At 64.6% G+C, this 26,652-nt stretch carries 24 protein-coding genes; 15 read left to right on the plus strand and 9 right to left on the minus strand.

Annotated elements, in window-relative coordinates:
* Positions 1-897 (minus strand): alpha/beta fold hydrolase, encoded by an 897-nt coding sequence (locus tag LDZ21_RS13190; protein ID WP_244793669.1) that lies wholly within the window; start codon positions 895-897, stop codon positions 1-3.
* A 224-nt stretch (positions 898-1,121) separates the two neighbouring features.
* On the opposite strand from LDZ21_RS13190, the gene LDZ21_RS13195 reads away from it, so the two are divergent.
* Positions 1,122-2,084 carry an NAD(P)H-dependent flavin oxidoreductase gene (locus LDZ21_RS13195; RefSeq protein ID WP_244793670.1) on the plus strand — a complete coding sequence of 321 codons (963 nt, stop codon included), beginning with the start codon at positions 1,122-1,124 and terminating at the stop codon, positions 2,082-2,084.
* Positions 2,085-2,153: 69 nt separating this feature from the next.
* On the opposite strand, the gene LDZ21_RS13200 is transcribed toward LDZ21_RS13195, so the two are convergent.
* On the minus strand, positions 2,154-3,260 hold the full coding sequence (locus tag LDZ21_RS13200) for a porin (protein WP_035967179.1): 1,107 nt from the start codon (positions 3,258-3,260) through the stop codon (positions 2,154-2,156).
* Positions 3,261-3,768: 508 nt separating this feature from the next.
* Positions 3,769-4,137, minus strand: a complete 369-nt coding sequence (locus LDZ21_RS13205) for a hypothetical protein (RefSeq protein WP_035967181.1) — start codon at positions 4,135-4,137, stop codon at positions 3,769-3,771.
* A gap of 350 nt (positions 4,138-4,487) precedes the next feature.
* Here LDZ21_RS13205 and LDZ21_RS31160 point away from each other — a divergent pair, with 350 nt between their 5' ends.
* The 8 genes from LDZ21_RS31160 (at position 4,488) to LDZ21_RS13240 (ending at position 10,908) form a co-directional block, all read left to right on the plus strand.
* Positions 4,488-4,619: a hypothetical protein gene (locus LDZ21_RS31160; protein WP_280519410.1), complete on the plus strand. Its 132-nt coding sequence runs from the start codon at positions 4,488-4,490 to the stop codon at positions 4,617-4,619.
* A 9-nt stretch (positions 4,620-4,628) separates the two neighbouring features.
* On the plus strand, positions 4,629-5,648 hold the full coding sequence (locus LDZ21_RS13210) for a bile acid:sodium symporter family protein (RefSeq protein WP_035967182.1): 1,020 nt from the start codon (positions 4,629-4,631) through the stop codon (positions 5,646-5,648).
* 466 nt (positions 5,649-6,114) lie between these two features.
* Positions 6,115-6,918, plus strand: a complete 804-nt coding sequence (locus LDZ21_RS13215) for a PIG-L deacetylase family protein (RefSeq protein WP_244793671.1) — start codon at positions 6,115-6,117, stop codon at positions 6,916-6,918.
* 197 nt (positions 6,919-7,115) lie between these two features.
* Positions 7,116-8,135 carry a LacI family DNA-binding transcriptional regulator gene (locus LDZ21_RS13220; RefSeq protein ID WP_244793672.1) on the plus strand — a complete coding sequence of 340 codons (1,020 nt, stop codon included), beginning with the start codon at positions 7,116-7,118 and terminating at the stop codon, positions 8,133-8,135.
* Complete coding sequence (locus LDZ21_RS13225; RefSeq protein ID WP_244793673.1) at positions 8,132-9,391, plus strand: AGE family epimerase/isomerase; 1,260 nt, start codon at positions 8,132-8,134, stop codon at positions 9,389-9,391. Before LDZ21_RS13220 ends, LDZ21_RS13225 begins: the two co-directional genes overlap by 4 nt.
* 5 nt (positions 9,392-9,396) lie before the next feature.
* Positions 9,397-10,311, plus strand: a complete 915-nt coding sequence (locus tag LDZ21_RS13230; protein ID WP_244793674.1) for a carbohydrate kinase family protein — start codon at positions 9,397-9,399, stop codon at positions 10,309-10,311.
* 84 nt (positions 10,312-10,395) lie between these two features.
* Positions 10,396-10,617 carry a hypothetical protein gene (locus LDZ21_RS13235; RefSeq protein WP_035967191.1) on the plus strand — a complete coding sequence of 74 codons (222 nt, stop codon included), beginning with the start codon at positions 10,396-10,398 and terminating at the stop codon, positions 10,615-10,617.
* A 45-nt stretch (positions 10,618-10,662) separates the two neighbouring features.
* Entirely contained in the window at positions 10,663-10,908 is a 246-nt protein-coding gene (locus LDZ21_RS13240; RefSeq protein WP_035967193.1) for a hypothetical protein, read from the plus strand.
* On the opposite strand, the gene LDZ21_RS13245 is transcribed toward LDZ21_RS13240, so the two are convergent.
* On the minus strand, positions 10,905-11,540 hold the full coding sequence (locus LDZ21_RS13245; protein WP_035967194.1) for a glutathione S-transferase family protein: 636 nt from the start codon (positions 11,538-11,540) through the stop codon (positions 10,905-10,907). The genes LDZ21_RS13240 and LDZ21_RS13245 overlap by 4 nt on opposite strands.
* Positions 11,541-11,782: 242 nt before the next feature.
* On the opposite strand from LDZ21_RS13245, the gene LDZ21_RS13250 reads away from it, so the two are divergent.
* Entirely contained in the window at positions 11,783-15,361 is a 3,579-nt protein-coding gene (locus LDZ21_RS13250) for an indolepyruvate ferredoxin oxidoreductase family protein (RefSeq protein WP_244793675.1), read from the plus strand.
* Here the strand turns inward: LDZ21_RS13250 and LDZ21_RS13255 are convergent, their stop codons facing one another.
* Positions 15,362-16,675, minus strand: coding sequence for an EAL domain-containing protein (locus LDZ21_RS13255; RefSeq protein ID WP_035967239.1), 1,314 nt, complete (start codon positions 16,673-16,675; stop codon positions 15,362-15,364). It lies immediately after the preceding gene.
* A gap of 352 nt (positions 16,676-17,027) precedes the next feature.
* Here LDZ21_RS13255 and LDZ21_RS13260 point away from each other — a divergent pair, with 352 nt between their 5' ends.
* On the plus strand, positions 17,028-18,695 hold the full coding sequence (locus tag LDZ21_RS13260) for a Na+/H+ antiporter (RefSeq protein ID WP_035967196.1): 1,668 nt from the start codon (positions 17,028-17,030) through the stop codon (positions 18,693-18,695).
* A 45-nt stretch (positions 18,696-18,740) separates the two neighbouring features.
* On the opposite strand, the gene LDZ21_RS13265 is transcribed toward LDZ21_RS13260, so the two are convergent.
* From LDZ21_RS13265 to LDZ21_RS13280, 4 genes are all read right to left on the minus strand, one after another.
* Positions 18,741-20,042 (minus strand): solute carrier family 23 protein, encoded by a 1,302-nt coding sequence (locus LDZ21_RS13265; RefSeq protein WP_244793676.1) that lies wholly within the window; start codon positions 20,040-20,042, stop codon positions 18,741-18,743.
* A gap of 372 nt (positions 20,043-20,414) precedes the next feature.
* Positions 20,415-20,957: a response regulator transcription factor gene (locus LDZ21_RS13270; protein WP_035967201.1), complete on the minus strand. Its 543-nt coding sequence runs from the start codon at positions 20,955-20,957 to the stop codon at positions 20,415-20,417.
* An 80-nt stretch (positions 20,958-21,037) separates the two neighbouring features.
* Positions 21,038-22,336 (minus strand): ATP-binding protein, encoded by a 1,299-nt coding sequence (locus LDZ21_RS13275; protein WP_244793677.1) that lies wholly within the window; start codon positions 22,334-22,336, stop codon positions 21,038-21,040.
* Between the two features lie 133 nt (positions 22,337-22,469).
* Positions 22,470-22,784 (minus strand): cysteine-rich CWC family protein, encoded by a 315-nt coding sequence (locus tag LDZ21_RS13280; protein WP_342346295.1) that lies wholly within the window; start codon positions 22,782-22,784, stop codon positions 22,470-22,472.
* A gap of 66 nt (positions 22,785-22,850) precedes the next feature.
* On the opposite strand from LDZ21_RS13280, the gene argB reads away from it, so the two are divergent.
* From argB to metW, 4 genes are all read left to right on the plus strand, one after another.
* Positions 22,851-23,750 (plus strand): acetylglutamate kinase, encoded by a 900-nt coding sequence (gene argB, locus LDZ21_RS13285; RefSeq protein ID WP_035967206.1) that lies wholly within the window; start codon positions 22,851-22,853, stop codon positions 23,748-23,750.
* 70 nt (positions 23,751-23,820) lie between these two features.
* Positions 23,821-24,594: a pyrimidine 5'-nucleotidase gene (locus LDZ21_RS13290; RefSeq protein WP_244793679.1), complete on the plus strand. Its 774-nt coding sequence runs from the start codon at positions 23,821-23,823 to the stop codon at positions 24,592-24,594.
* Positions 24,595-24,856: 262 nt separating this feature from the next.
* Entirely contained in the window at positions 24,857-26,002 is a 1,146-nt protein-coding gene (gene metX, locus LDZ21_RS13295) for a homoserine O-succinyltransferase MetX (protein WP_244793680.1), read from the plus strand.
* Positions 25,999-26,607, plus strand: a complete 609-nt coding sequence (gene metW, locus LDZ21_RS13300) for a methionine biosynthesis protein MetW (protein ID WP_244793681.1) — start codon at positions 25,999-26,001, stop codon at positions 26,605-26,607. The genes metX and metW overlap by 4 nt, the downstream gene beginning before the upstream one ends.
* Positions 26,608-26,652 lie beyond the last annotated feature (45 nt).

Genomic DNA, 26,652 nt, shown 5'->3' on the forward strand with positions numbered 1-26,652 from the left:
TCACGACGCGTCCGCTTTGAAGAACGCAAGCATCTCGTCGATCAGCATGTTGGGCTGTTCCTCGGGGATGTAATGGCCGCACGGCAACGCCTGGCCGCTCACATCGCGGGCGACGCGCCGCCATTCTTCGAGCGCGTCGAAGCATCGTTCGATCACGCCTTCCTTGCCCCACAAAACGCGCAGCGGACACGCGACCCTCGCGCCGCGTTCGAGGTCGGCGCGATCGTGCTCCAGGTCGATGCTCGCCGACGCGCGATAGTCCTCGCACATCGCGTAGATGGCGCCGGGCTGCGCCAGGGCATCGCGATACGCCTGCAACGCATGCGGTGCGAACGGGGCGAGGCCGGCGTGACGATTGCCCATCACGCGATCGATATACGCATTCGGATTGCCGCCGATCAGCAACTCCGGCAGCGGCGACGGCTGGATCAGCAAGAACCAGTGAAAGTAGGCGGTTGCGAACTCACGGTCGGTCGCTTCGTACATGGCGAGCGTCGGCGCGATGTCGAGCAGCATCAGGCGATCGACGGCGTCGGGAAAGTCCATCGCCATGCGATGCGCGACTCTTGCGCCGCGATCGTGCGCACAGACGAGGAATCGCTCGAAGCCGAAGTGACGCATCACCGCGATCTGATCGGCGGCCATTGCGCGCTTCGAATACGGCGTGTGATGCTCGTCGCTCTCGGGCTTGCCCGATGCGCCATAACCGCGCAGATCCGTCGCGATGACGGTGAAGTGGCGCGCGAGAACATCGGCGCACTTGTGCCAGATCTCGTGCGTTTGCGGATGGCCGTGCAGCAGCAGAAGCGGCGGACCGTCGCCGCCCTTCATGCCTGCAATGGCGACGCCCGCATCGGCGCCTTCGATCCGGAACGGCTCGTAATCGGCGAAAGACATGGTGTGTTCTTGTTGTGAGGTTCGACTCATTGTAGGCGTGGCGTCAGAACTGCTTCACGTCGATGGCCGCCTTTGCCCCGAAACCGAAGAAGTCCTCGGAATTTGCGGATCGCTCGGAGACGCGTCGTGCCTATAATCGAACGATCGTTCTCAGGCGGCGTCCCGGTGCATGCTTATAAGCGCCGCTTCGAGGGCCGCAAGAACACCAATCTGGAGACTCGCGCATGGCACTTCCAGCCGTCCTGCAGAACCTCGCGTTGCCGGTCATCGGCTCGCCGATGTTCATCGTCAGTTATCCCGAACTCGTGCTCGCGCAATGCAAGGCGGGCATCGTCGGATCGTTTCCCGCGTTGAATGCGCGGCCGGCCGAATTGCTCGACGAATGGCTCACGCAAATTCAGGCGTCGCTCGCGGAATACCGGGCGGCGAATCCCGATGCCGTCATCGGGCCGGTCGCGGTGAATCAGATCGTGCATCAGTCGAACGCGCGGCTCGAACACGACATGCGCGTGTGCGTCGAGCATAAGGTGCCGATCTTCATCACGAGCCTGCGTGCGCCCGTCAAGGAGATGATCGACTCGGTGCATTCCTACGGCGGAATCGTGCTGCACGACGTCATCAATCTGCGTCACGCACAGAAGGCGCTGGAAGCCGGCGTCGACGGACTGATTCTCGTCGCGGCGGGCGCGGGCGGGCACGCGGGCACGACTTCGCCGTTTGCGCTCGTCGGCGAAGTGCGGCGCATGTTCGACGGGCCGATCGTGCTGTCGGGTTCCATCGCCAATGGCGGATCGATTCTCGCGGCTCAGGCGATGGGCGCGGACCTCGCCTACATGGGCACGCGCTTCATCGCGACCCGCGAGGCGCACGCACTCGAAAGCTACAAGCAGGCGATCGTCGATGCGAACGCGTCCGATATCGTCTATACGAACCTGTTCACGGGCGTGCACGGCAATTACATCCGCCAGAGCATCGTGAATGCGGGGCTGGACCCGGACGCGCTCCCCGAGTCCGATAAGACCGCGATGAACTTCGGCGACGGTTCGAGCAAGACAAAAGCGTGGAAGGACATCTGGGGCGCGGGCCAGGGCGTCGGCCTGATGAACGATGTGCCGAGCGTGGCCGAACTGGTCGCGCGGCTCAAGCGCGAATACGACGACACGAAAGCGCGCCTCGCGATTCGCTGACGCGTTCGTCGTCCGGACAAAAAAACACCGCGTACTCGACGCGGTGTTTTCGTTTGTGCCCGGCGTGCTTCAGAACTTCGCGCGGACGCCGACGCCGAAGGTATCGCCCGACGAGATGCCCGAGTATTTGTCGTTCAGGTAGGCCGCATAGACATCGGTGCGCTTCGAGAGCGGATAGTCGTAACCGACGGCCCAGCTCTTGTGCGTCTGGTCGAGGCCGCCGTTGCTGCGCGAGTACGCGTACGACGCCATCACCGTGCCCGGGCCGACCGGCACCGTCACACCGCCCTGCCCCGTGTTGACGTGGAACGAAGTCGGCTCGATGTCGTTCTTCGTGTACATGTACTGGGCGAAGAACTTGACGTACTTCATGTCGTACGACGCGCCCAGTTGCGCGACGCTCTGGCTCTTGAAGCCCGGCGTGACGAACGCATTTGACGTGGGCAGGTCGCCCGGCGTCGCATTGAAGTTGACGTACTGATACACGCCGGTCGCCGCAAACGGGCCGTGGAAGTACAGGAACTGTGCGCTCCACTTCTTCGAGCGGCCATCGCCCGCGTTGTTGCCGAACGCGTACATCGCGCTGCCCGACAGGCCGTTGAAGTCCGGCGTCGTGTACTGGACGGCGTTGTTCCAGCCGGAATCGCCCGTCACGCCCTGATCCGTCGTGTAGGTCGGGAACGTGCCCTGGCCGAGGAACACGTGCGACACCATCGGCGAGAAGACGTACGAGTCGACGAACGGGTTGAAGAGAATCGTCGAGACGAAGAGCTGCGTAGTCAGGCGGCCCGCGGTGAACGTGCCGATCGGACCTTGAATGCCGACGTACGAGTTGCGGGCGAAGAACGTGTCGCCGTCGAAGCGGCCATAACGGCCGTTCTGCGCGCGGAAGAAGCTCTCGAGGGTGAAGATCGCCTTGTAGCCGCCGCCCAGGTCTTCCGCACCCTTCATGCCCCAGTAGGACGTCGACATGCCGCCGCCGCTCACGTTCCAGGCGCGGTCGCTGCCCGGAAACTTCGTTGCGCCGACCCATTCGTCGACCTGGCCGTAGAGCGATACGCTCGATTGCGCGTGAGCGGCGCCTGCCGCGAAAAAGCCGATCATCGCTGCGACGACGGTCGCCTTGACCGTTGCTTTTACCGTTTTCTGCGTCGCACGGTTGACGGTTGGCTTCATGAACTCTCCTGTCTTTGTCAAAAATTAAAAGCGTGGCGAGCGAGGGACGTTAATCGCCATCGTCTGACCGGCGTGATGGGCTTCTGAGCGAGGGCGTCGCGTGGGGAGCGGCACCATCTTTACGGACCATTTATCCGGTCAAAAATGTTTCTGGTTATCGCGGGTATAGCGGTTTCGTTACTCCGTGGCGCATTCGTCGATGGCGCCGCCGGCTCGCATTCACAGTCACGCGTTACAGCGACGTGTTTTGCCGCACCGGAGCATTGAACCGGCGGGCCTGAGAACGCGATGAAAGGAGTTTGGAAACTACTGGATGCACGCAATCAGCCGCAGGCCGCATTGTCCGTGCGCGCAAAAAGGAGGGGAATGTCTGGGAGGAATTGTGACGCGTCACTGTGGCGAGATTACGTCACCGTGACACGCGCGCTGGACGCGCCAATAATTTTTGGATAACTGCGCTTGAGCCGTAATCGACGCATGGCGGCCATCGCCGCCTGTGCCGCCGTGATCAGTTACGGAAGTTGGAAGTGGCCGGGGCACGGCCATCGTCGGATGGGCGGCCTTGCGAGCGCGGCACGCTGCGCTCCTGGTTGTAGCGCGTGATGTCCGCGCGTATCGACCCTGCGGCACGGAACGGCGCGGCCTGCTCGGCTTGAGGAACCGGGCGCACTTCGGCGCTGACTGGCGTGAGCCCGTCCTTTGCGGACACCGGCGTGTAGCGAAGCGACTGACGGTTGGCGGGCGTATCCGCATAGGTGGCCGGCGACACCCACTCGACGCGCGGACCGGCGAGCGCGAACGAACCCGCAACCGCCAGCGCAGCGAGCGCGGAGGAAGCCAGAAGCCGAGTGGTTTTGCGAATGCCAGTGAGCGCCATGTCGAAACTGCCTGCATCCAACACGAGTCTTCGACCGCGCATCGGCCATAAAGCACGATCCGATCACGCGGGACGCCGGCCGCCGTTGGAGCACGCGAGACACGCATCGAGCGATGCACGGTCTCGTCGACCGGAGTATCCACAATTTATTTCGCCCGGTCGTAGCCGTCGAGCCAAAAAGTGTTAGGCCGTCTCGATGGTTGTAACACCATGTTACGTCAGAGTTTTTTCACTTCGCCGTACTGAACGCTTTGCTCCTTTCTTAGGATGATACGACACGACATCCGCGCACCGCGACGGCCCGAATGTTGCTGGGGACCGTTCGCACTGAATCTACGTCCAGGAGTTTCATGCGAAAACAGAATCAATCGATCGATGAAATGAATTTGCCAATTCAATCGACTGCGGGCCAAAATCATGGTTTTCCCGGACGCGACGCGGGTTACGGCTGCATGCGCCGCCCGGCGATCGCCCGAGTGTGAGAATTCCTGATGGCACGGCCAAAATATCTTCCTGACAATTTCACGCTGGCGCTGATCGGCACCGTCACGATCGCAAGCCTGCTGCCGTGCCGCGGCAGCGCCGCCGTCGCGTTCAACTGGATTACGAACGTCGCCATCGGGCTACTGTTTTTCCTGCATGGCGCGAAGCTGTCGCGTGAAGCCATCGTCGCCGGCGCGATGCATTGGCGGCTTCACCTGATCGTGCTGCTCAGCACCTTCGTCATGTTCCCGCTGCTCGGCCTTGCGCTGCGGCCCGTGCTGAGTCCGCTCGTCACGCCCGCGCTGTATGGCGGCATCCTGTTCCTGTGCACTTTGCCTTCGACGGTGCAGTCGTCGATCGCTTTCACGTCGATGGCCAAGGGCAACGTGCCCGCCGCCGTGTGCAGCGCATCGGCGTCGAGCCTGCTCGGCATCTTCATCACGCCCGCGCTGGTCGGCCTGCTGGTGACCGATCACGGCGGGGCAACCGGTTCGCCGTGGCACACGGTGGGCAATATCGTGCTGCAACTGCTGGTGCCGTTCGTTGCCGGTCAATTGCTGCGCCCGGCCATCGGCAAATGGGTGGACCGCAACAAGGCCATGCTCAAGTTCGTCGATCAGGGATCGATTCTGCTCGTCGTCTATGTCGCGTTCAGCGAAGCGGTGAACGAAGGCATCTGGCATTCGATCCCGTTGTCGGCGCTGGGCGGTCTCGTCGTGGTGAACATCGTGCTGCTCGCGGTCGCGCTGCTGATCACCGCGTTCGCGGCGAAGCGCCTGGGCTTCAGCCGCGCCGATCAGATCACCATCATCTTCTGCGGCTCGAAAAAGAGCCTTGCCTCGGGCATTCCGATGGCGAAGGTCATCTTCGCCACGCACGCGGTCGGCGCCGTGGTCCTGCCGCTGATGCTGTTCCATCAAATTCAGCTGATGGTCTGCGCGGTGCTCGCGCAACGCTGGGGCTCGCGTAAGACGATGGCCGAACCGGGGCGCAACAGCAAGCAAGTCGGCGCGCCCGCGCGCCGCTGAACCAGGCAGCATTTCCCTTTCCTCCGCTCCAACGAGGCCGCCGTGTGCGGCCTTTTCTCATTTGAGCGCTTCGGTATTGCGCCGTCGATTCGGCCAAACGGCATAGGCAAAAAAACCTGCTTATCGGCAGCGTTCTGCGCGATCGCCTGACGCCGTCCGACGCTTTGGCTTATGTCTTCCGGCCGAATGTCGCTCGGGAACAACCCTTGCCACACTTGACTTCATCCACGCGGACGACCGCGCTCAATCGAACATAGCTCTGGAGGGTGCCTCGCATCATGCCGATTGCCTCGTCGACCGAACATCGCGCGACATCATTCGCGCGGCGCGCCTTTGCCTGCGATCGCCCCGACCGGCGTCATCCCGGCAGAAACGCGGGCGATCGATCGTACTCGACGCTCATTGCGGCATCCCGCCTGGATCTGCCCGTCCCCGCGCGTTCCGCCACCGCAGTCGGGAGCGCGCCATGCCACGTGTAACGACACGCCATTCGATCGCGCGCCGCGCGGACGATAGCGCGACGGAGCGCGTCCTGTCCGGCAGCGGCACGCCCGAAGCGACGTGGCAAGGCTGGCCGCGTCTTGCCGCGCTGCCCGAAGTCGCGCCTGCGGAACTGGTGCCGTCCGGAGGACGAGCCGTCGTCATCGCACCGCATCCGGATTACGAAGTGCTCGGTATCGGCGGACTGCTTGCACTGCTGTCGAAACTCAGCCGAAGCGTGCTGATCGTCGCGGTCACGGACGGCACCGCGAGTCATCCGCATTCCACTCAATGGTCGCCGGAAAGGCTCGCAGCCGCGCGTCCACTCGAAACGCGGGAGGCGCTGCAGCGGCTCAAGCTGCGGCAGGTTCAGGTCGCGCGGCTCGGCCTGCAAGACGGCGCCGCGGAACAAATCGAGCCGGGGTTGCTAGGCGGTCTCTCGAAGTGTCTTCAGTCCGATGACATCGTGTTCGCGCCCTGGCGCTGCGACGGCCATCCCGACCACGAAGCGGCTGGGCGCGCGGCCTGTCTCGCGGCGGATGCGCTCGGCCTGCCGTTCGTCGAAGTGCCGCTGTGCGCATGGCACTGGGCGTCGCCCGACGACGCGCGCGTGCCGTGGAGCCGCGCCCGCCGTATCGTGCTGGACGATGCGACGCACGCCCGCAAGCTGCTGGCGGTGCAGGCATTCAGGAGCCAGCTGGAACCCGACGCGACGGCGGGGCGCGCGCCGGTACTCGAAGCGCATACATTGGCGCGCCTGACGCGGCCGTTCGAAGTCGTGCTTATCTAGACCGCACGGCGCTGTTTCCCCGGTTTTACTAAACAAGACAGATTCTTTCAAACCCATTCAGGACGGGCGTTTACTGGTTTTCTCTAGTCCACGGATTGCGCGTTTTCGCGATCTTTTACTATACAATCCGGCGAATCAAGCGAACCCTTCGCGTGCGATAAACAGCGCGCTTCGGCTCCAGGACAGAGAACACCACGATGGCCACTACCATCCGCGACGTCGCCCGCGCGGCAAGCGTTTCGATCGGGACGGTTTCGCGCGCGCTCAAAAATCAGCCGGGCTTGTCGGAGGCCACGCGCGTGCGCGTCGTCGAAGTGGCGCAGCGGCTCGGTTACGACTCCGCGCAACTGCGCACTCGCATTCGGCGCGTCATGTTTCTGCTGCATCGTCAGCACAATAACTTCGCGGTCAGCCCGTTCTTCTCGCAAGTGCTGCACGGCTTTGAGGAGGCGTGCCGCGAGCGTCGCCTCGTGCCGTCCGTGCTTACGGCCGGTCCGACGCAGGATCTCGCGCAGCAAATGCGGCTGCACGCACCGGACGCCATCGCGGTGGCGGGCTTTGTCGAGCCTGAACTGCTCGGGCATTTGCAGACGCTTGCGCGGCCCATCGTGCTGATCGACCTGTGCGCGCCGGGCTTCCGCTCGGTGAACATCGACAACGCGAACGGCGCGTCGCTGGCGATGGCGCATCTCTTCGCGACGGGCCGCAGGCGCATCGCGTTCATCGGCGGATCGCTCGCCCATCACAGCATCGCGCAGCGGGCGCTCGGCTATCGCAAGGCGTATTTCGATGCCGGCCTTCTATTCGACCCGACGCTCGAAATCAACGCGCAAGCCGGGCTGCCCGCCGATCTCGCCGCCGCCGACGCGATGGAGCGCCTCATCGCCGACGCGCGCGCGCGATCGAATCCGTTGCCCGACGCTGTTTTCGCCTATAACGATGCAGCGGCCCTCGCCGCGATGCGCGTCTGTCTCGCGCGCGGTCTGCGCGTGCCGGAAGACATCGCGTTCGTCGGTTTCGACGACATTCCCGCCGCCGCGCACAGCACGCCGCCGCTCTCGACGGTGGCCGTCGACAAGGAGGCGCTCGGGCGACGGGGCGTGGAGTTGCTGCTCGAAGATCATCCGAACCCGCTGGCCCAGACCGATTCGCTGATGAGCGTCGAATTCATCGCTCGCGCCAGTTCGCGCCAGAAAGAGGACATCCGCACGCCATGAATTTGACCGCCTCTCCCGCCATCACCGCTGCAAGCGAGCCGGCAGCCGATCAGCGCATCGACTTCCGCAGCCGCGACTTCCTGCTCTCGCACGTGCGCGACACGCTCGCGTTCTACGCGCCCGTCGCCCGCGATCCGTCCGGCGGCTTCTTTCACTTCTTCAAGGACGACGGCACGGTCTACGACCGCACGACGCGCCACCTCGTCAGCAGCACGCGCTTCGTCTTTAACTACGCGATGGCGTACCGGCATTTCGGCGACGCCGGTTATCTGGACGACGCGCGCCACGCCTTGCGCTTCCTGCGCGACGCGCACTGGGACGCCGAACGCGAAGGCTACGACTGGGAGATCGAGTGGCGCGACGGCCAGAAGCGCACGCTCGACGGCACGCGCCATTGCTACGGCCTGGCCTTCGTGCTGCTCGCGTGCGCGCATGCGGCGATGGCGGGCATCGACGAAGCCAGGCCGATGATCGACGAAGCTTTCGCGCTGATGGAGCGCCGCTTCTGGGACGCGAGCGCGGGCCTCTACGCCGACGAAGCCACGCCTGACTGGCAGCTTTCGGACTATCGCGGCCAGAACGCGAACATGCACGCAACCGAAGCGCTGCTCGCCGCTTTCGAAGCGACCGGTCACGTGCTCTATCTGGATCGCGCGGAGAAAATCGCGGGCAACATCACGCTGCGGCAGGCGCGGCTGTCTAACGGGCTCGTGTGGGAGCACTTCCATCGCGACTGGTCCGTGGACTGGCATTACAACGAATCGGACAGTTCGAACATCTTTCGTCCGTGGGGTTTTCAGCCGGGGCACCAAACGGAGTGGGCGAAGCTGCTGCTGATCCTCGAGCGGCATCGTGCGCTGCCGTGGCTCGCGCCGCGCGCCATCGAACTGTTCGATGCGGGTTTTTCGCGCGCGTGGGACGACCGTCACGGCGGCCTTTACTACGGCTTCGGCCCCGACGACAGCATCTGCGATCACGACAAGTACTTCTGGGTGCAGGCCGAAAGTTTCGCGGCCGCCGCGCTGCTCGGCGCGCGCACCGGCAGCGAACGCTTCTGGGACTGTTACGACGAACTGTGGCGCTATAGCTGGGCGCACTTCGTCGATCATCGGTACGGCGCGTGGTATCGCATCCTCACGTGCGACAACCGCAAGTACAGCGACGAGAAAAGTCCCGCCGGCAAGACCGACTACCACACGATGGGCGCGTGCTACGAAGTGCTGAACGCGCTCGGCTCCCCGAACAACGCACGGTGACAACGATGCCGACCGATCAAACCTCTTTCCCGCAATTCGTCTCCGCCGGCGACATCCTCACGGACATGATCCGCACGGGCGAATCGAGCTGGCTGTCGCGTCCGGGCGGCGCGGGCTGGAACGTCGCGCGCGCGGTCGCGCGGCTCGGCCTGCCGACGGCGTGCGCCGGGTCGCTGGGCGTCGATAACTTCTCCGACGATCTGTGGGAAGCGAGCGCCGCCGCCGGGCTCGACATGCGCTTCATGCAGCGCGTGGAACGGCCGCCGCTCCTTGCCATCGTCCACAAGACGCAGCCGCCGACCTATTACTTCATGGGCGAGAACGGCGCGGACCTCGCCTTCGATCCTTCGAAGCTGCCGCAAGGCTGGATGGAGCGCGTGAAGTGGGCGCATTTCGGCTGCATCAGTCTGGTGCGCCAGCCGCTCGGCCGCACGCTCGCGAGGCTCGCCGCGCAACTGCGCGAGCACGGCGTGAAGATCAGTTTCGATCCGAACTACCGCAACCTGATGGAGCACGGCTACGAGCCGATCCTGCGCGAGATGGCGGCGCTGGCCGATCTGATCAAGGTATCCGACGAAGACCTGCACATGCTTTTTCGCGGCCTGTCCGAAAACGACGCGCTCGCCCGAATCCGCGCGATGAATCCGCAGGCGACCGTGCTCGTCACGCGCGGCTCGTCGGAAGCGACGCTCTATGCGGGCGATCAAAGCTACAGCGCCCGGCCGCCCGCCGTGGAAGTTGCCGACACGGTCGGCGCCGGCGATGCGTCCATCGGCGGTCTGCTTTACAGCCTGATGTCCCGCCACGGCGGCTGGCCGGATCACCTGAAATTCGCGCTCGCCGCGGGCGCGGCGGCGTGCCGTCACTCGGGCGCGCATTCGCCGACGCTTCCGGAAGTCGAGGAACTGCTGCAACGCTAGCGCCACGCGGCCGTCATACGCTTCGCATAACTGCGTGCTAGCATGAATTCGATAGTGACGTTCCGGCCTCGAGGCGAATCGATCATGGAAGACACCACGTACACGAAGGGCATCTATACGGCGACGATCGGCGTGCGCGCCATCGATGGCGGCAAGTTTCAGGGCCTCGTTTCGCTCGCCCGCGACGACGGCGAAGCGGCCGACGCGACGCTCTACGAAGTCGAAGCCGCATCGGAGAACGAACACGAGGCGCTCGACGAAGCGCGGGCGCTGGCGCATCGCATCCTCGGGGAAATCGAACTGTAGAACTGCACGGTCAGTGCTGCAGGCGGAAGGCATCGGAGGAGCATCATGGCGGAACAGGTCTTCCTTTACGGCGTCTATTCGATTCACGTGAGACCCATCGAGCTGCAGGGCCCGAAATGGGACGCCGAGTACGAGATTCGCCATCTGGACCACGCCGTGAAGGCGTGGACGACCGTCGGCGGCGACGATGGCCTCTTCAATCCCGCCGATGCCGTCAAGCTGGCGCACGAGCGCGCAATCGCCGACATCGAAGCCGGCGCGGGCATCCCGAAGCCGCGTGCGTTTCCCTAATCCGCCGCTTTCGCGTGCGGCTTGAGGCCGAGCCGCTCCGCCTCCAGCCGATCGATTTTCGCGGCGCGCTCGTAGCCGTCGCGGGCGATCGCCCGTTCGACGTAATCGAACAGCACGCCCTGCGGCTCGATGATCCGCGCGAGAAAGCCGATCTGCAGTGTGCTCGCGAGAAGCAGGTCCGCCGCCGTGAACTGCTCGCCGAGCAGCCATTCCCCTTCTTCGAGCGCACTTTCGATCGCATGCTCGACGCGCGCCAGATCGCCCCATCCGAAGCTCACCGTATTGCCCTGTGCGCCGGTCATGCGCTCGGCCATCGCGGGTTCGAGGCATGAGCCGGTGAAGAACATCCATTGCAGGAAACGGCCGCGCGCCGGATCGGCAAGCGGCACGCCTAGCTGCGATTGCGGATAACGGTCCGCGAGATACAGCAGCACCGCGCCGGATTCCGCCACGCGCACGGCGCCGTCTTCGAGCGCGGGCAGCTTCGCCATCGGGTTGACGCGGCAGAACGCGCTGTCGTTCTGCGCGCCCGCACGGATATTCACGCGCACGAGTTCATACGGCACGCGCATTTCTTCGAGCATCCACAGCGCGCGAAAGGCGCGCGTCTTCGGCCAGTAGAAGAGCTTCATCGCCGTCCTTTTCCGTCATCGGTCGAGCCGGTCAGGTTAGTCCCAAACGGTGCGGGCACGCATACGAACCGGCTCCGGGTTTACATGTAGCGCCGCCGTTTCGAGAAGAATTTCCTCGCTTATCTCGAAAATCATCTCGTTACGTTTCCATGCGTGCGAGATTGAAGCGAGTGCGCAAAAACATTTCGATATCGTCGGCCAAGAATGGCGTATCGCCTCTATCCCAAAAAAGAGACCCGCCCATGACCGCACGCGTCCCCGCCGATGCTCTCTCCACGCCTCACGTCCCCGCGCTTTCCGACTACCAACTGAGCGACAACCTGAGCGCCACGAGCGGGCGCATTTTTCTGACGGGAACGCAGGCGCTCGTGCGCCTCGTGCTGATGCAGCGCGCCCTCGACCGCGCCGCGAATCTCAACACGGCGGGCTTCGTTAGCGGCTATCGCGGCTCGCCGCTCGGCATGGTCGATCAGCAGTTGTGGAAAGCGAAGAAACTGCTCGCGTCGCATGACGTGCGCTTCCTTCCCGCGATCAACGAGGAACTCGGCGGCACCGCCGTGCTCGGCACGCAGCGCGTGGAGAGCGATCCGGAACGCACGGTCGATGGCGTCTTCGCGATGTGGTACGGCAAGGGGCCGGGCGTCGACCGCGCCGGCGATGCGCTGAAGCACGGCAACGCGTACGGCTCGTCGCCGCATGGCGGCGTGCTCGTCGTCGCGGGCGATGACCACGGCTGCGTGTCGTCGTCGATGCCGCATCAAAGCGATCAGGCGATGATCGCGTGGCACATGCCGGTGGTGAATCCGTCGAACATCGCGGACATGCTTGAATTCGGGCTTTACGGCTGGGCGCTGTCGCGCTTCTCCGGCGCGTGGGTCGGCTTCAAGGCGATTTCCGAGACGGTCGAATCCGGCTCGACGGTCGATCTCGACGCAGTGCAGACCGTCTGGAAAGCGCCCGACGATTTCGCCGCGCCCGCCGGCGGCCTGCATAACCGCTGGCCCGACCTGCCGAGCCTGACCATCGAAGCGCGGCTGCACGCCAAGCTCGACGCGGTGCGCCATTTCGCGCGAACGAACAGCATCGACAAGTGGATCGCGCCGAGTCCACGTGCGAACGTCGGCATCGTGACGTGCGGCAAGGCGCATCTGGATCTGATGGAAGCGCTGCGCCGCCTCGAACTCACCGTCGACGATCTCGACGCCGCCGGCGTGCGCATCTACAAGGTCGGGCTGTCGTTTCCGCTCGAAACGACGCGGCTCGACGCGTTCGTCGACGGGCTTTCGGAAGTGCTCGTGATCGAAGAGAAAGGCCCGGTCATCGAGCAACAGATCAAGGATCACCTCTACAACCGCGCGTCGGGCGCGCGGCCTGCCGTCATCGGCAAGGCGACGCAGGACGGCGCGCCACTGCTTTCCGCGCTCGGCGAGTTGCGGCCGTCGCGCGTGCTGCCCGTGTTCGCGCAATGGCTCGCGCGCCACAAGCCCGCGCTCGATCGCCGCGAAAAAGTGGTCGATCTCGTCGCGCCGCAAATCCTCTCGAATATCGCCGATGCCGTGAAGCGCACGCCCTATTTCTGCTCGGGCTGCCCGCACAACACGTCGACGAAAGTGCCGGAAGGGTCGGTCGCGCAGGCGGGCATCGGCTGTCACTTCATGGCGTCGTGGATGGAGCGCGACACGACCGGCCTCATTCAGATGGGCGGCGAAGGCGTCGACTGGGCGTCGCACGCGATGTTCACGAAGACCCCGCACGTCTTCCAGAACCTCGGCGACGGCACCTATTTCCATTCGGGCATTCTCGCGATCCGTCAGGCCGTGGCCGCGAAAGCGAACATCACGTACAAGATTCTTTATAACGATGCCGTCGCGATGACGGGCGGCCAGCCGGTCGACGGCAGCATCTCCGTGCCGCAGATCGCGCGGCAAGTGGAAGCGGAAGGCATTGCGCTGCTCGTCGTGGTCAGCGACGAACCCGAGAAGTATGACGGCCATCACGATCAGTTTCCGAACGGCACGACGTTCCATCACCGCAGCGAACTGGATGCCGTCCAGCGCCGTCTGCGCGACACGCCCGGCGTGACCGTGCTCATCTACGATCAAACCTGCGCCGCCGAGAAGCGCCGCCGCCGCAAGAAAGGCGAGTTTCCCGATCCGGACAAGCGGCTCTTCATCAACGAAGCCGTCTGCGAAGGCTGCGGCGATTGCGGCGTGCAATCGAACTGTCTTTCCGTCGAACCGGTGGAAACGGAACTGGGCAGGAAGCGGCGCATCGATCAGTCGTCCTGCAACAAGGACTATTCGTGCGTGAACGGCTTTTGCCCGAGCTTCGTCACGCTCGAAGGCGCCAGGCTGAAGAAGGCCGAAGGCCATGCGTTCGATCCCGCCGAACTGGCTCGCCGCGTCGATGCGCTGCCGATGCCGCACGCCCATCTCGATCAAGCGCCCTACGATATTCTGGTGACGGGCGTCGGCGGCACGGGCGTCGTGACCGTCGGCGCGCTGATCAGCATGGCGGCGCATCTGGAGGGCAAGAGCGCGTCCGTGCTCGATTTCATGGGCTTCGCGCAGAAAGGCGGATCGGTGCTGTCGTTCGTGCGCTTCGCCGCGACCGATGCGCTGCTGAATCAGGTTCGCATCGACACGCAGCAGGCCGACCTGCTGCTCGCCTGCGATATGGTCGTCGGCGCGAGCCCCGAAGCGTTGCAGACGGTGCGGCACGACCGCACGAAGATCGTCGTGAACACGCACGCGATCCCGAACGCGACCTTCGTGCAGAACCCCGACGCTAATCTTCACGCCGATGCGCTCATCGACAAGATGCGCCACGCCGCCGGACCCAACGCCGCCGACGCGCTGCGCACCTGCGATGCGCAATCGCTCGCGGCGCGCTTTCTCGGCGATACCATCGGCGCGAACATTCTGATGCTCGGCTTCGCGTGGCAGCTCGGACTCGTGCCGGTGTCGCACGGCGCGTTGATGCGCGCGCTGGAACTGAACAACGTCGCGGTATCGGCGAACAAGCTGGCGTTCGCGATCGGCCGGCTCGCGGCAGTGGACATGAACGCGCTCGATTCGCTGGCGGCGTCCGCGCAGCCGAAGCGCGTCGCGATGGACCGGATGCCGCTCGCGGACCTCATCCGCGATCGCGAGGAACGGCTGCTGGCGTATGGCGGTGCGAAGTACGTGAAGCGGTATCGTTCGTTGGTCGACAAGGCATCCGCGAATGCAGACGTGCAGCGCGCCGTCGCGATCACGTTCTACAAGCTGCTCGCGGTGAAGGACGAGTACGAAGTCGCGCGCCTGCACGCGGACCCGGCGTTCCGCGCCGCGCTCGCTGCGCAATTCGAAGGTACGGCCGGCGACGACTACACGGTGAAGTTCAACCTCGCGCCGCCGGTTCTGTCACGGGGCGGCGTGCCGAAGAAGAAAACCTTCGGCCAGTGGATGTGGCCCGTGTTCGGCGGATTGTCGAAGATGCGGGCGCTGCGCGGCACGGCGCTCGATCCGTTCGGCAAGACGCTGGAACGCCGCATGGAACGGCAGTTGGCGAACGACTACGAAATCACGATGCAACGCGCGCTCGCGACACTCGACGCCCACGACGCGAAAGACGTGCAGGCACTTGCTGCACTATTCGAGCGCGTGCGCGGCTACGGTCACGTCAAGCTCGCGAATCTCGCGATGGTCAAGCGCAGCGAGCGCGATATCGTCGCGCGCCTCGGCATCGAAGCGGCGACGGGCGATGCGGTGCGCGCCGCCATCGACACGATGAAGGGCGCATCGTCGCTGAAGGGGATTCCCGTCGTCGTCGCGAAGTGATCAGTCGTCCTCGGGCAGCCAGTCTATGTCGCCGCACAGAACGCAGCGCTTGCCGCCCGAGCGCGTTTCGACGGAAAGCGTGACGCACGGCATCGCTTCGTTGATCGACAGATACGGCTTCGTCACGTGCACGCGCTCGGGATCGCCGAGCGCCGCGCGAAAGTAAGGACGGCGCAGCCAGTTCGCGCCCTGCGCGTCGACGAGCGGCAGAAAGCGCGCTTCGTGCGCCGCGCGGTCCGCGCGCAGCACGACGTTGCGGCCCGACTGCCGGCCGTTTTGATCGAGCAGGAAGCAGCGTGCGGCGTTATCGAGCGCCAGAAAATTCCAGCAGACTTCATCAAGTGGCTCGCCCGCCGCAAGCCGCTCCGCCGCGCGTTCGAATGCGCGGACGTAGGGCTGAAGCCGGGTCGCGTCGCGCCGCTCGCGCGCTTCGGTTTGCAGCCGATACCGCTCGGTGAGATCGCTGATGATGGTCTGCGCGTGCGCGCCATCGGCGAGACCGGGATGCGGCCGCGCGAAGAAGAAGCCCTGAACGAAGTCCGCGCCGCTCGCGAGCGCAAGCTGCGCTTCGTGCTCGGTTTCGACACCTTCGATCAGCACGAGCTTGCCTGCTTCGTGCAGCAGCGAGACGATGCCCGACAGCACCGCCTCCATGTTGCGCCGCTGCTTGACCGTGCGTTTGGAAAGCGGCGCATGCACGTTGTGTCCGGCGTGCGAGAGCATCACGCGATCCAGCTTGACGATATCCGGATCGAGCTGCCAGATGCGTTCGATGTTCGTATGACCCGCGCCGAAATCATCGAGTGCGATGAGAAAGCCGTGATCGCGGAACTGTTGCACCGCCTGCGCGAGACGCTCGATATCCTCGGCGCTCTGCTCCAGCACTTCGAGCACGACGCGCCGCGGCTCGATATGCAGGCGCTTCAGGTTAGCCAGCAGCGCCGCCGCGTGATACGGCTCGGTCAGCGCGCCGGGATGCACGTTGAGAAAGAGCCATTCGGTTTCCGCGCCGAGCATCTTGAAGTTTTCGAGATGCAGCGCCTGCGCGAGCCGGTCGATCTGCAACGCTTCGCCGACGCGCGCCGCCTGTCCGAAGACATCGACGGGCGATACCGGGCGATCCAGCGCATCGTGCGCGCGCAGCAGCCCTTCATAGCCGACCGCGCGCATGTGCGACAGGCTCAAGACCGGCTGGAACACGCTCGACAGTGTCCACTCGCCGTGCTCGACGGAATAGCGGTCGAGTCCCGACATCACGCCCAGCTCGAAGCTGCGCGGGGAGATCGTCGTCTTTTCGGGGTTGGCGATCACCATGTCGATGCCCCTGCCATAACCCGCGCAACCGCGATCCATCGCACTGGCCCCGCGCCAGTCCCGCTCGATGTGTCTTTCATGAACAGCCCTCGGTAATGAAGCCCGGAGTCTTAAGTAGCCCGGAGTCTTGGGGTCTGTCGATAAAGCAATGTCCATGCGCGCGACGCCATCGTATTTGTCGGCGTTTTTCGCTTCCCATGCACCGTCAGCAGGCGAATCCCGCACTTCGACGCACCGCACCGGTGCGCCTCGCAAAATGCCGTCGCCGGCGCGAACGGCTACACTTTTGCGTCACCCTGTCTTTAGAAAGGAAACCGGACGCCGCGCGCATCCGGCATTTCCCATCGCCTGCATGGAAATCGTCTTTACCGTCCTCATCCTGCTGATGATCGTCGCGCTGTCGGGCGTCGGCCTGTCGCTGCTGCCCGTCAAGCTGCCGCTTCCGCTGATTCAGATCGCCATCGGCGCGATGCTCGCGTGGCCCGGCTTCGGGCTGCACGTCACGTTCGATCCCGAACTGTTCATGCTGCTGTTCATTCCGCCGCTGCTGTTCGCGGACGGCTGGCGCATTCCGAAGCGTGAGCTGTACCTGCAGCGCCGCGCGATCCTGATGCTCGCGCTCGGGCTCGTGTTCATCACCGTGGGCGCGCTCGGCTATTTCCTCCACTGGATGATTCCGGAGATGCCGCTGCCCGTCGCGTTCGCGCTCGCAGCCGTGCTCTCGCCAACCGATGCGGTTGCGCTGACGGGCATCGCCGGGCGCAATCGCATTCCGGCGAACCTGATGCATATCCTCGAAGGCGAAGCGTTGATGAACGACGCATCGGGTCTCGTCGCGCTGAAGTTCGCCATCGCCGCCGCGCTCACCGGCATGTTCTCGCTGCGCGAGGCGGCGGTGAGCTTCGTGTTGATCGCGGTGGGCGGGCTCGTGATCGGCGCGGCGATCAGCTATGCCGTCACCGAAATCCCGGCGCGCATCCTCAAGTTCTCCGACGATGACGACCCCGCCGCCGGCGTCATCCTCACCGTGCTGATCCCGTTCGCCGCCTATGTGATCGCCGAGCGCGCGGGCTGCTCGGGGATTCTCGCGGCGGTATCGGCGGGCATGATGATGAACATCCAGAGTCTGCGCGCCAGCATTCCGAGCGCAGTGCGCGTGCGCATGACGAGCACGTGGACGATGATCGAATTCGTTTTCAACGGCATGGTGTTCCTGCTGCTCGGGCTGCAGTTGCCGCACATCATCGGACAGGCGCTGGTCGAGGCGCATCACGACGGCAACGCACGCGTCGGGCTGCTGATCGGCTACGTGCTCGCGACCGTCATCGCGCTCTATGCGCTGCGCTTCCTGTGGGTGTATTGCCTGCGCTGGTTCGCGAGCCGCAGCGCGGCGAAGTCGGGACTCGAAAGCGCCGCGCCCGGCATCCGCACGCTCGGGATGACGACCATCGGCGGCGTGCGCGGCGCGGTGACGCTCGCGGGCGTGCTGTCCCTGCCCGTCACGCTCGATAACGGCGCACCGCTCGCCGGGCGCGATCTCGCGATTTTCATCGCGTCGTCGGTGATTCTGGTGTCGTTGCTCGTGGCGGTCGTCGGCTTGCCGGTCATGCTGCGCGGGACGAAGCGAGAGCGCAATCCGCACGCCGCCGAGGAACGCATGGCGCGCCTGCGCGCGGCGCAAGCGGCGATCCGCGCCATCGACAATACGCACGACGTGCTCATCGGAGAAATGGACGAAGCGGCGTCCGCCCGTTGCGCCGATACGACCGCGCGTGTGATGAGCATATACCGGCGCCGGCTCGCATCGCTCGGCGACGACGAAGCGCCGCGCGCGGCGGCGAAACGAAGCGAAATGGTGGAAACGCGGCTGAAGATGGCGGCGCTGCGTGCCGAGCGTGCGGAGCTGCTGCGTTTGCGCTCGGAACAGGCGATCAACGACGAAACGCTGAACAAGCTGATGCGGGAGCTCGATCTGTCCGAGACGGCGATCGTGAACCGCAAACGCGGAATGGCGGGGTGATTCGCCGGAAGCCCGAGCGGTTCGGGCTTCCTTGTCGTCATCGGCTTAAACGACGCCCGAGCCGCGACGGCGCAACAGCGCGTAGAAGATGATCGCGCCGAACGTCGCCGTCCCGATGCCGCCGAGCGCGAAGCCGCCCAGCTTGAGCGTGAAGTCGCCCGCGCCGAGCACGAGCGTGACAGCCGCGACTATCAGATTGCGGTTATCCGAGAAATCCACCTTGTTGACGACCCAGATGCGCGCGCCCGTCACCGCGATCAGACCGAACACGACGATCGACACGCCGCCGAGCACCGGCCCCGGGATGGTCTGAATGACCGCGCCGAACTTCGGCGAGAAGCCGAGCACGATGGCGAACAGCGCCGCGATCACGAAAACGAGCGTCGAATAGATCTTCGTGACCGCCATCACGCCGATGTTCTCCGCGTAAGTCGTCACGCCCGTGCCGCCCGCGAAGCCGGACACGATGGTCGCGAGGCCATCGCCGATGAACGCGCGGCCGATGTACTTGTCGAGGCTGCGTCCGGTCATCGCGCCGACGGCCTTGATGTGGCCGAGATTTTCCGCAACCAGAATGATCGCGATGGGCGCGAGCAGGATCATCGCCTGGGCATCGAAAACCGGTGCCGTGAAATGCGGCAGGCCGAACCAGGCGGCGTTGGAAACGATCGAGAAGTCGATCGGCTTGCCCATGCCCATGCCGTTCGTCAGCACCGCATAGACGATGTACGCAATCGCGAGGCCGATCAGAATCAGCAGCCGCTGCGCCATGCCCCGCGCGAACACCGCGACGCCGCCCACGCACAGCACGGTGACGAGCGCCATCCACGAATCGAAGTTGCTGCCGCTCACGCCCTTGACCGCGATCGGCGCGAGATTCAGTCCGATCACGCAGACGATCGATCCGGTGACGACCGGCGGCATCAGCGTTTCGATCCATTTCGTGCCGACCGCCGCAACGATCAGCCCGATGATCGCGTAAGCCACGCCGCACGCGATGATCCCGCCGAGCGCGACCGCGATATTCATGTTCGGCCCGTGTCCGCCGTAGCCGGTAATCGCGATCACCAGCCCGATGAACGCAAAGCTCGAACCGAGATAACTCGGCACGCGCCCGCCGACGAGCACGAAAAACAGCAGCGTGCCGATGCCCGACATGAAGATGCACAGATTCGGATCGAAGCCCATGAGCAGCGGCGCGAGGACGGTCGAGCCGAACATCGCGACGACGTGCTGCACGCCCATCGCGATCATTTGCGGCCAGGGCAGCCGTTCGTCGGGCGCGACGACGCGGCCGCCTTGCGCATCCGGCTGGACCGGCCAGCGCGGGAAATATGAATCGGACATGGCAACGCTCCTTCTCGGCGATCTTGGACAGGCGCGAGTGTACGGAGTGGGTCGGGCAGTGGCAAGCGAAGCGAAATTACGCGCCGCTTACGGGACGATCGGGGATTTTGAGGTGGGTTCGGCGGGGAGCGCGTGCTCTCGTTCCGAGCCGGCGCGCCATCTAGCTGACTAGAAGCAGGCAGTTAGGAACCGTCTTAGTTTTAGGAAAAGTCGTATGTAATGGTTCGAGCGCGCCGCGTATGCTGACCGTGTGCGTATCCCCATGTATATGCACGAAGTCGTTGCAACTCTCCGATTACCGCCCTCGTTCCCCGGCTTGGGCGGTTTTTTTTGCGCCGCGCTTTCTCGCGCGGCGCCCGTCAGCAAAATCGCTTACTGACGCACCGGCTTCTTGGCCAGCTTGCGCTGCAACGTCCGCCGATGCATGTTGAGCGCGCGTGCCGTCGCTGAAATATTGCCGTTGTTCTCCGCGAGCGCCCGCTGAATGTGCTCCCATTCCAGCCGCGCGACCGACAGCAGCGTCGGATTCTCGATCGCTTCCTCGGCCGTCTGCTCGCTCGCTTCTTCATGCAGCGCCGCCAGAATCGATTCGACGTTCGCCGGCTTCGCGAGGTAATTGTCGGCGCCGTCCTTCACCGCCTGAACCGCTGTCGCGATGCTCGCGTATCCCGTCAGCACGAGAATGCGCGCGTCCGGTTGCAGGTCGCGCAGCGGCGCGACGAGCCGCAGGCCGGAATCGTTGCCGAGATGAAGATCGACGGTGATCTGCCCGAACTTGTGCTGATTGGCGAGCTTCACCGCTTCGTCGGCGTTGTGCGCCTGATGCGGGGTGTAGCCGCGCCGTGTCAGACCGCGCGCCAGGATGCCCGCGAAAACCTCGTCGTCGTCGATGATCAGGAAGTTGGTGTCGCTCATTTTGGTTTCTCCTTGTTGACCGCAACCGGCGCTTCAGCGCTTGTGCGGTCCCTTGCAATGTTTCAATTTCCGCAAGCGGTTCACGTCGCGCCGCTGGATTCCGTCCGCGCGGCCTGGCCCGATCCCGCGACCGCCCCGCGATCCGGCAGCCGCAGCACGGCGCGCGTGCCGCGTGGCTCGTCCGCGACCAGTTCGATCGACCCGTCGAGCCGCGCCGCCGCCGCAAACGCCAGATAGAGTCCGACGCCATGACCGCCCTGCGTGCTGTCGACGGGGCCCGCGCCCAGCGAAGCGCGCAGCGCGGCCGGAATGCCGGGACCGCGATCGCACACTTCGAAGCGCACGACGCGCGCGCCGTCGACCTTCTCGGCCACCGCTTGCAGCGACACGAACTCGTTGCTCGCACGCGCGGCGTTGTCGAGAAGAATGGTGAGAATCTGGCCGACGGCGACGGCATCGTCGATCGACACGCCCGCTGGCGTCTCGCCGACCTGTCTGAACTTCACGTGCGGATGACGCAGCCGCCATTGCTCGATGAAGCTCGCGAGCCATTCGTCGAGCGCCTGCCGGCTCGATGGCCCGCTCGCGCGGCTGCGCAGACGCGCGAGCGCCGACGTGCACAGCCCCATCTGCTGCTCGAGCAGTTCGAAATCGGCGGCATACGGAGCGAGGTTGCCGTCGTGCGCGGCGGCGTCGCGAAGTTCTTCGGAAAGCATCGCGATAGTGGAAAGCGGCGTGCCCATCTCATGCGCGACGGTCGCCGCCTGCACGCCGAGCGCGACCGCGCGTTCGTCGCGCAGATGGCGTTGCTGGGCATCGGCGAGCGCGGCGTCGCGCAAGCGCAATCCGCGTGACATGCGGGCCACGAACCAGCCGATCAGCCCGACGCTCACCATGAAGTTGACCCACAGGCCGGTGCGGAAATAGTCGAAGAGATTGGCCGGATTCTCGATGTTGAGCGGCACGTAGTTGTAGCTCAGCAGCGCGTAGCACGCGACGGCGAAGAGCGCGAGGCAGGTCATCATCGTCCACGGCAGGATGGCCGCGGCGATCGCGAGCGACGGCAAATACAGCGTCACGAACGGATTCGTTGCGCCGCCGGAGAGAAAGAGCAGCGCGGAGAGCGCGCCGAGATCCACGCACATCTGGCCGAACAACTCGAGATTCGTCTCGGGCCGCGCCCGCGTCACGCGCAGCCACGTCAGCCCGTTGAAAAGCATTTCGAGCATGATGACGAGCAGCATTGCGGGCAACGGGAGCTTCGCGCCGTAGAAAATCTGCACGACGGCGATGGTCGACAACTGGCCGATGATCGCGAGCGAGCGGAGCCAGAAAAGATGGCCCAGGTTGACGCGTCCGGTATTGGTTATGCGGTGCATGTTCCGTCGATTGCGTGCCGCGCAGCGCAAGCGCCTGCCGGCGTTTCGTGTTCCATGCGGCATTATCCCGCTTGCGCGCACCCCCAAACCGCCGATGGCGCGATTTGTCGCACTTTGCGCGGCGCAGGGGCGGCTAATCGGAGTCAGCGGCGCGCGTCTTTTCGATCAGCGCAAGGAGGCACGCGCGGCACAGGCAAGGCTCGCCGGGCCGCAGGCGATCGAGCGGCAGCGCGGGGAGCGCCGCGCACCAGCAGGCGGCGTCGCCCGCGAGCGAACCGCATCGGAACGGCGCGCCGCATCGTGCGCAGACGAGCGCGCCGTCGACAGCCGGTTCGCGTGTGGATTCGATGTTCGTCATGATGACGTGTTGATGACAGCCAGAAACATCACCGATGATTGCACGCCGGACGCCGTGCCGGAAAGCGTGGCGGCGTCGCCGGAAAACCATCCTGTTGCGCTGCGTCAGTCCTGTACAATTCGGCGTGTTTAAACGCTCTTCGCCTCGACTGCCGCCATGTCCGACCTTCCCGACCTCACGCAGATCGCGCCTACCCTGAAGGCTGAAATTCTGGCCGAGGCGCTGCCTTACATCCGTCAGTATCACGGCAAGACGGTCGTGATCAAATACGGCGGCAATGCAATGACCGAGGAGCGCCTCAAGCAAGGCTTCGCGCGCGACGTAATTCTGCTGAAACTGGTCGGCATCAATCCGGTCATCGTCCACGGCGGCGGCCCGCAAATCGATCAGGCGCTCAAGAAGATCGGCAAGCAAGGCACGTTCATCCAGGGCATGCGCGTCACCGACGAAGAGACGATGGAAGTCGTCGAATGGGTGCTCGGCGGCGAAGTGCAGCAGGACATCGTCACGCTCATCAATCATTTCGGCGGCCAGGCGGTCGGGCTGACCGGCAAGGACGGCGGCCTGATCCACGCGCGCAAGCTGATGATGCCGGACCGCGACAACCCCGGCCAGTTCATCGACATCGGGCAAGTGGGCGAAGTGGAATCGATCAATCCGGCTGTCGTGAAGGCGCTGCAGGACGACGCGTTCATTCCCGTCATCTCGCCGATCGGCTTCGGTGAAGACGGCCTGTCGTACAACATCAACGCGGATCTGGTCGCGGGCAAGCTGGCCGTCGTGCTGAACGCGGAAAAGCTCGTCATGATGACGAACATTCCCGGCGTGATGGACAAGGAAGGCAACCTGCTGACCGACCTCTCCGCGCGCGAAATCGACGCCCTCTTCGCCGACGGCACGATCTCCGGCGGCATGCTGCCGAAGATTTCGTCGGCGCTCGATGCCGCAAAGAGCGGCGTGCGCTCGGTGCACATCATCGACGGGCGCATCGAGCATTCGGTGCTGCTCGAGATTCTGACCGAGCAGCCGTTCGGCACGATGATCCGCTCGCACTGAGCCCCGCGCTTATTTATCGACGCTACCGACGCCCGCTGCCACGCGGGCGTTTCTTTTGATGCCACCGACAATGCGCCCCCATTCGCGCCGCCCGTCCCTCCGCCGTCCCGCCAAAACGCGCGGCCCCGTCTGGCTCTTCGACCTCGACAACACGCTGCATCACGCGTCGCATCAGGTCTTCCCGGCGATCAATCGCGCGATGACGCAGTACATCATCGATCGCGTCGGCGTGGATATCGACGAGGCGAACCGGCTGCGCGTCGGCTATACGGTGCGTTACGGCGCGGCGCTGCTCGGGCTCGTGAAGCATCACGGCGTCGATCCCGCCGACTTCCTGCACGTCGTCCATACGTTCTCCGATCTTCCGTCGATGCTGCGCGCCGAACGCGGCATCAAGCGCATGCTGCACGCATTGCCGGGCCGCAAGATCGTGCTGACCAACGGGCCGTCCGTGTATGCCCGGGCGGTGCTCGCGGAACTGGGCATCGAGAAGCTGTTCGAGCGCGTGATCGCCATCGAGGACATGCGTGAAGGCGACCGCTGGCGCGCCAAGCCGGATGCACCGATGCTTCGCCAGGCGATGCGCCGCGCGCACGTGCGCCTGGCCGACGCCATTCTCGTCGAGGATACGCGCGGGCATCTCAAGAGCTATCGGCGGCTCGGCATTCGGACGGTCTGGATCGTCGGGCACCTGCCGGCGGCGCGAACGTCGAGCGGCGCGGTGTCCGTTCGCATGCCGGGCGCGGGGCGGCCGCATTACGTGGATCGCACGGTGCAGTCGGTTCGCGCGCTGGCGCTCGGCCTGCGCGGACGGGCGCTCGGGCGGCCTGCTGCGAAGCCGTAAAGCCGGTGCCCTAGGCGGTTCATTCGAGGTCCGAACGGGCATCGCGCGTGCCGCCGCCATTGACGGCTTTATGACATTTTCCGCTATACTCACCGCTCATCTGAATTGAACAACGCGCCGATTTGCTGACTCGATTGCGGGCGCGCGAACCCAGGGCCAAAGCCCGGCGGTTCACTATAAATGCGGCTAAAGAGGTCGTCAGCCGCGCCCATGTTCCGCGCACAGCCGAGACCGTTTAGCCGCTTCGTCAAAGGCGGAATGAATGGAATCGATCGGCATCGTCAGTCCCCAATCCTTGCACTTCACCGAGCCGCTCGTCTTGCAGAGCGGCAGTTCGCTCGGCGACTACGAACTCGTCGTGGAAACGTATGGCGAGCTCAACGCCGCCCGCTCGAACGCGGTGCTCGTGTGCCACGCGCTCAACGCATCGCATCATGTTGCGGGCGTTTATGCGGACGATCCGAAGAACGTCGGCTGGTGGGACAACATGGTCGGCCCCGGCAAGCCACTCGATACGAATCGCTTCTTCGTGATCGGCGTGAACAACTTCGGCTCATGCTTCGGCTCGACCGGTCCGATGAGCATCGACCGAACAACCGGCAAGCCCTACGGCAAGAGCTTTCCCGTCGTGACCGTCGAAGACTGGGTGCATGCGCAGGCGCGCGTGGCCGACCGCTTCGGCATCGAACGATTCGCCGCCGTCATGGGCGGCAGTCTCGGCGGCATGCAGGCGCTCGCGTGGAGCATCATGTATCCGGAGCGGCTCGGGCACTGCATCGTGATTGCATCGACGCCGAAGCTGTCGGCGCAGAACATCGCGTTCAACGAAACGGCGCGCTCGGCGATTCTCTCCGATCCCGACTTCCACGGCGGCGACTATTACGCGCATGGCGTGAAGCCGCGCCGCGGCCTGCGCGTCGCGCGGATGATCGGCCACATCACGTATCTCTCGGACGACGACATGGCCGTCAAGTTCGGCCGCGCGCTGCGCCGTGCCGAAGGCGCGCTCGATGCGTATAACTTCAACTTCGACGTGGAGTTCGAAGTGGAGTCGTATCTGCGCTATCAGGCCGACAAGTTCGCCGAATACTTCGATGCCAACACCTACCTGCTCATCACCCGCGCGCTCGATTACTTCGATCCCGCCAAGTCCCACGACGGCGATCTGACCCGAACGCTCGCCAGCACGAAGGCGAAGTATCTGATCGCGAGCTTCACGACCGACTGGCGCTTCGCGCCCGCGCGCTCGCGCGAGATCGTTAAGGCGCTGCTCGACAACAAGCGCACGGTGAGCTACGCGGAAATCGACGCGCCGCACGGCCACGACGCCTTCCTTCTCGACGACGCGCGTTATCACAACCTGATGCGCGCCTACTACGAACGCATTGCCACGGAGGTCGGCGCATGAACCAGAACACTCTCGATTCTCTCGCGCTGCGCTCGGACTTTCGCGCCATCGCGCGCTGGGTGGAGCCGCGCTCGACCGTGCTCGATCTCGGCTGCGGCGACGGCTCGCTGCTCTCGCTGCTCGGCGAAGAGCTGGAAGTGCACGGCTACGGCATCGAGATCAACGACGCCGGCGTGCTCGCGTGTGCACAGAAAGGCGTGAACGTGATCCAGCAGAATCTCGAGGACGGCTTGCGCCTCTTCGAAGACGACAGCTTCGATTTCGCGATCCTCTCGCAGACGCTGCAGACGATTCACCAGACCGCCGCGATCCTGCGGGAAACGGTGCGCGTCGGGCGCGAGTGCATCGTCTCGTTTCCGAACTTCGGCTACTGGCCGCATCGGCTGGCGGTCATTCAGGGGCGCATGCCGGTGTCGAAAGCACTGCCGTATCAATGGCATAACACGCCGAACGTGCGTGTGTTGACCATCAAGGATTTCGAGGCGCTCGCGCCCGAAGTGGGCATCGAGATTCGGGACCGGGTGGTGCTGCACGGCGGGCAGTCCATCCGTTGGGGCGCGAACTGGCGTGGTAGTCTTGCGGTCTATCGCGTGAAGCGCCGGTGATTCGTCCCGGCTTCATCGCATCGACAACGCCTTCTCATCATCGAC

Source organism: Caballeronia grimmiae (assembly GCF_022879615.1).
GTDB classification, from domain to species: domain Bacteria; phylum Pseudomonadota; class Gammaproteobacteria; order Burkholderiales; family Burkholderiaceae; genus Caballeronia; species Caballeronia grimmiae.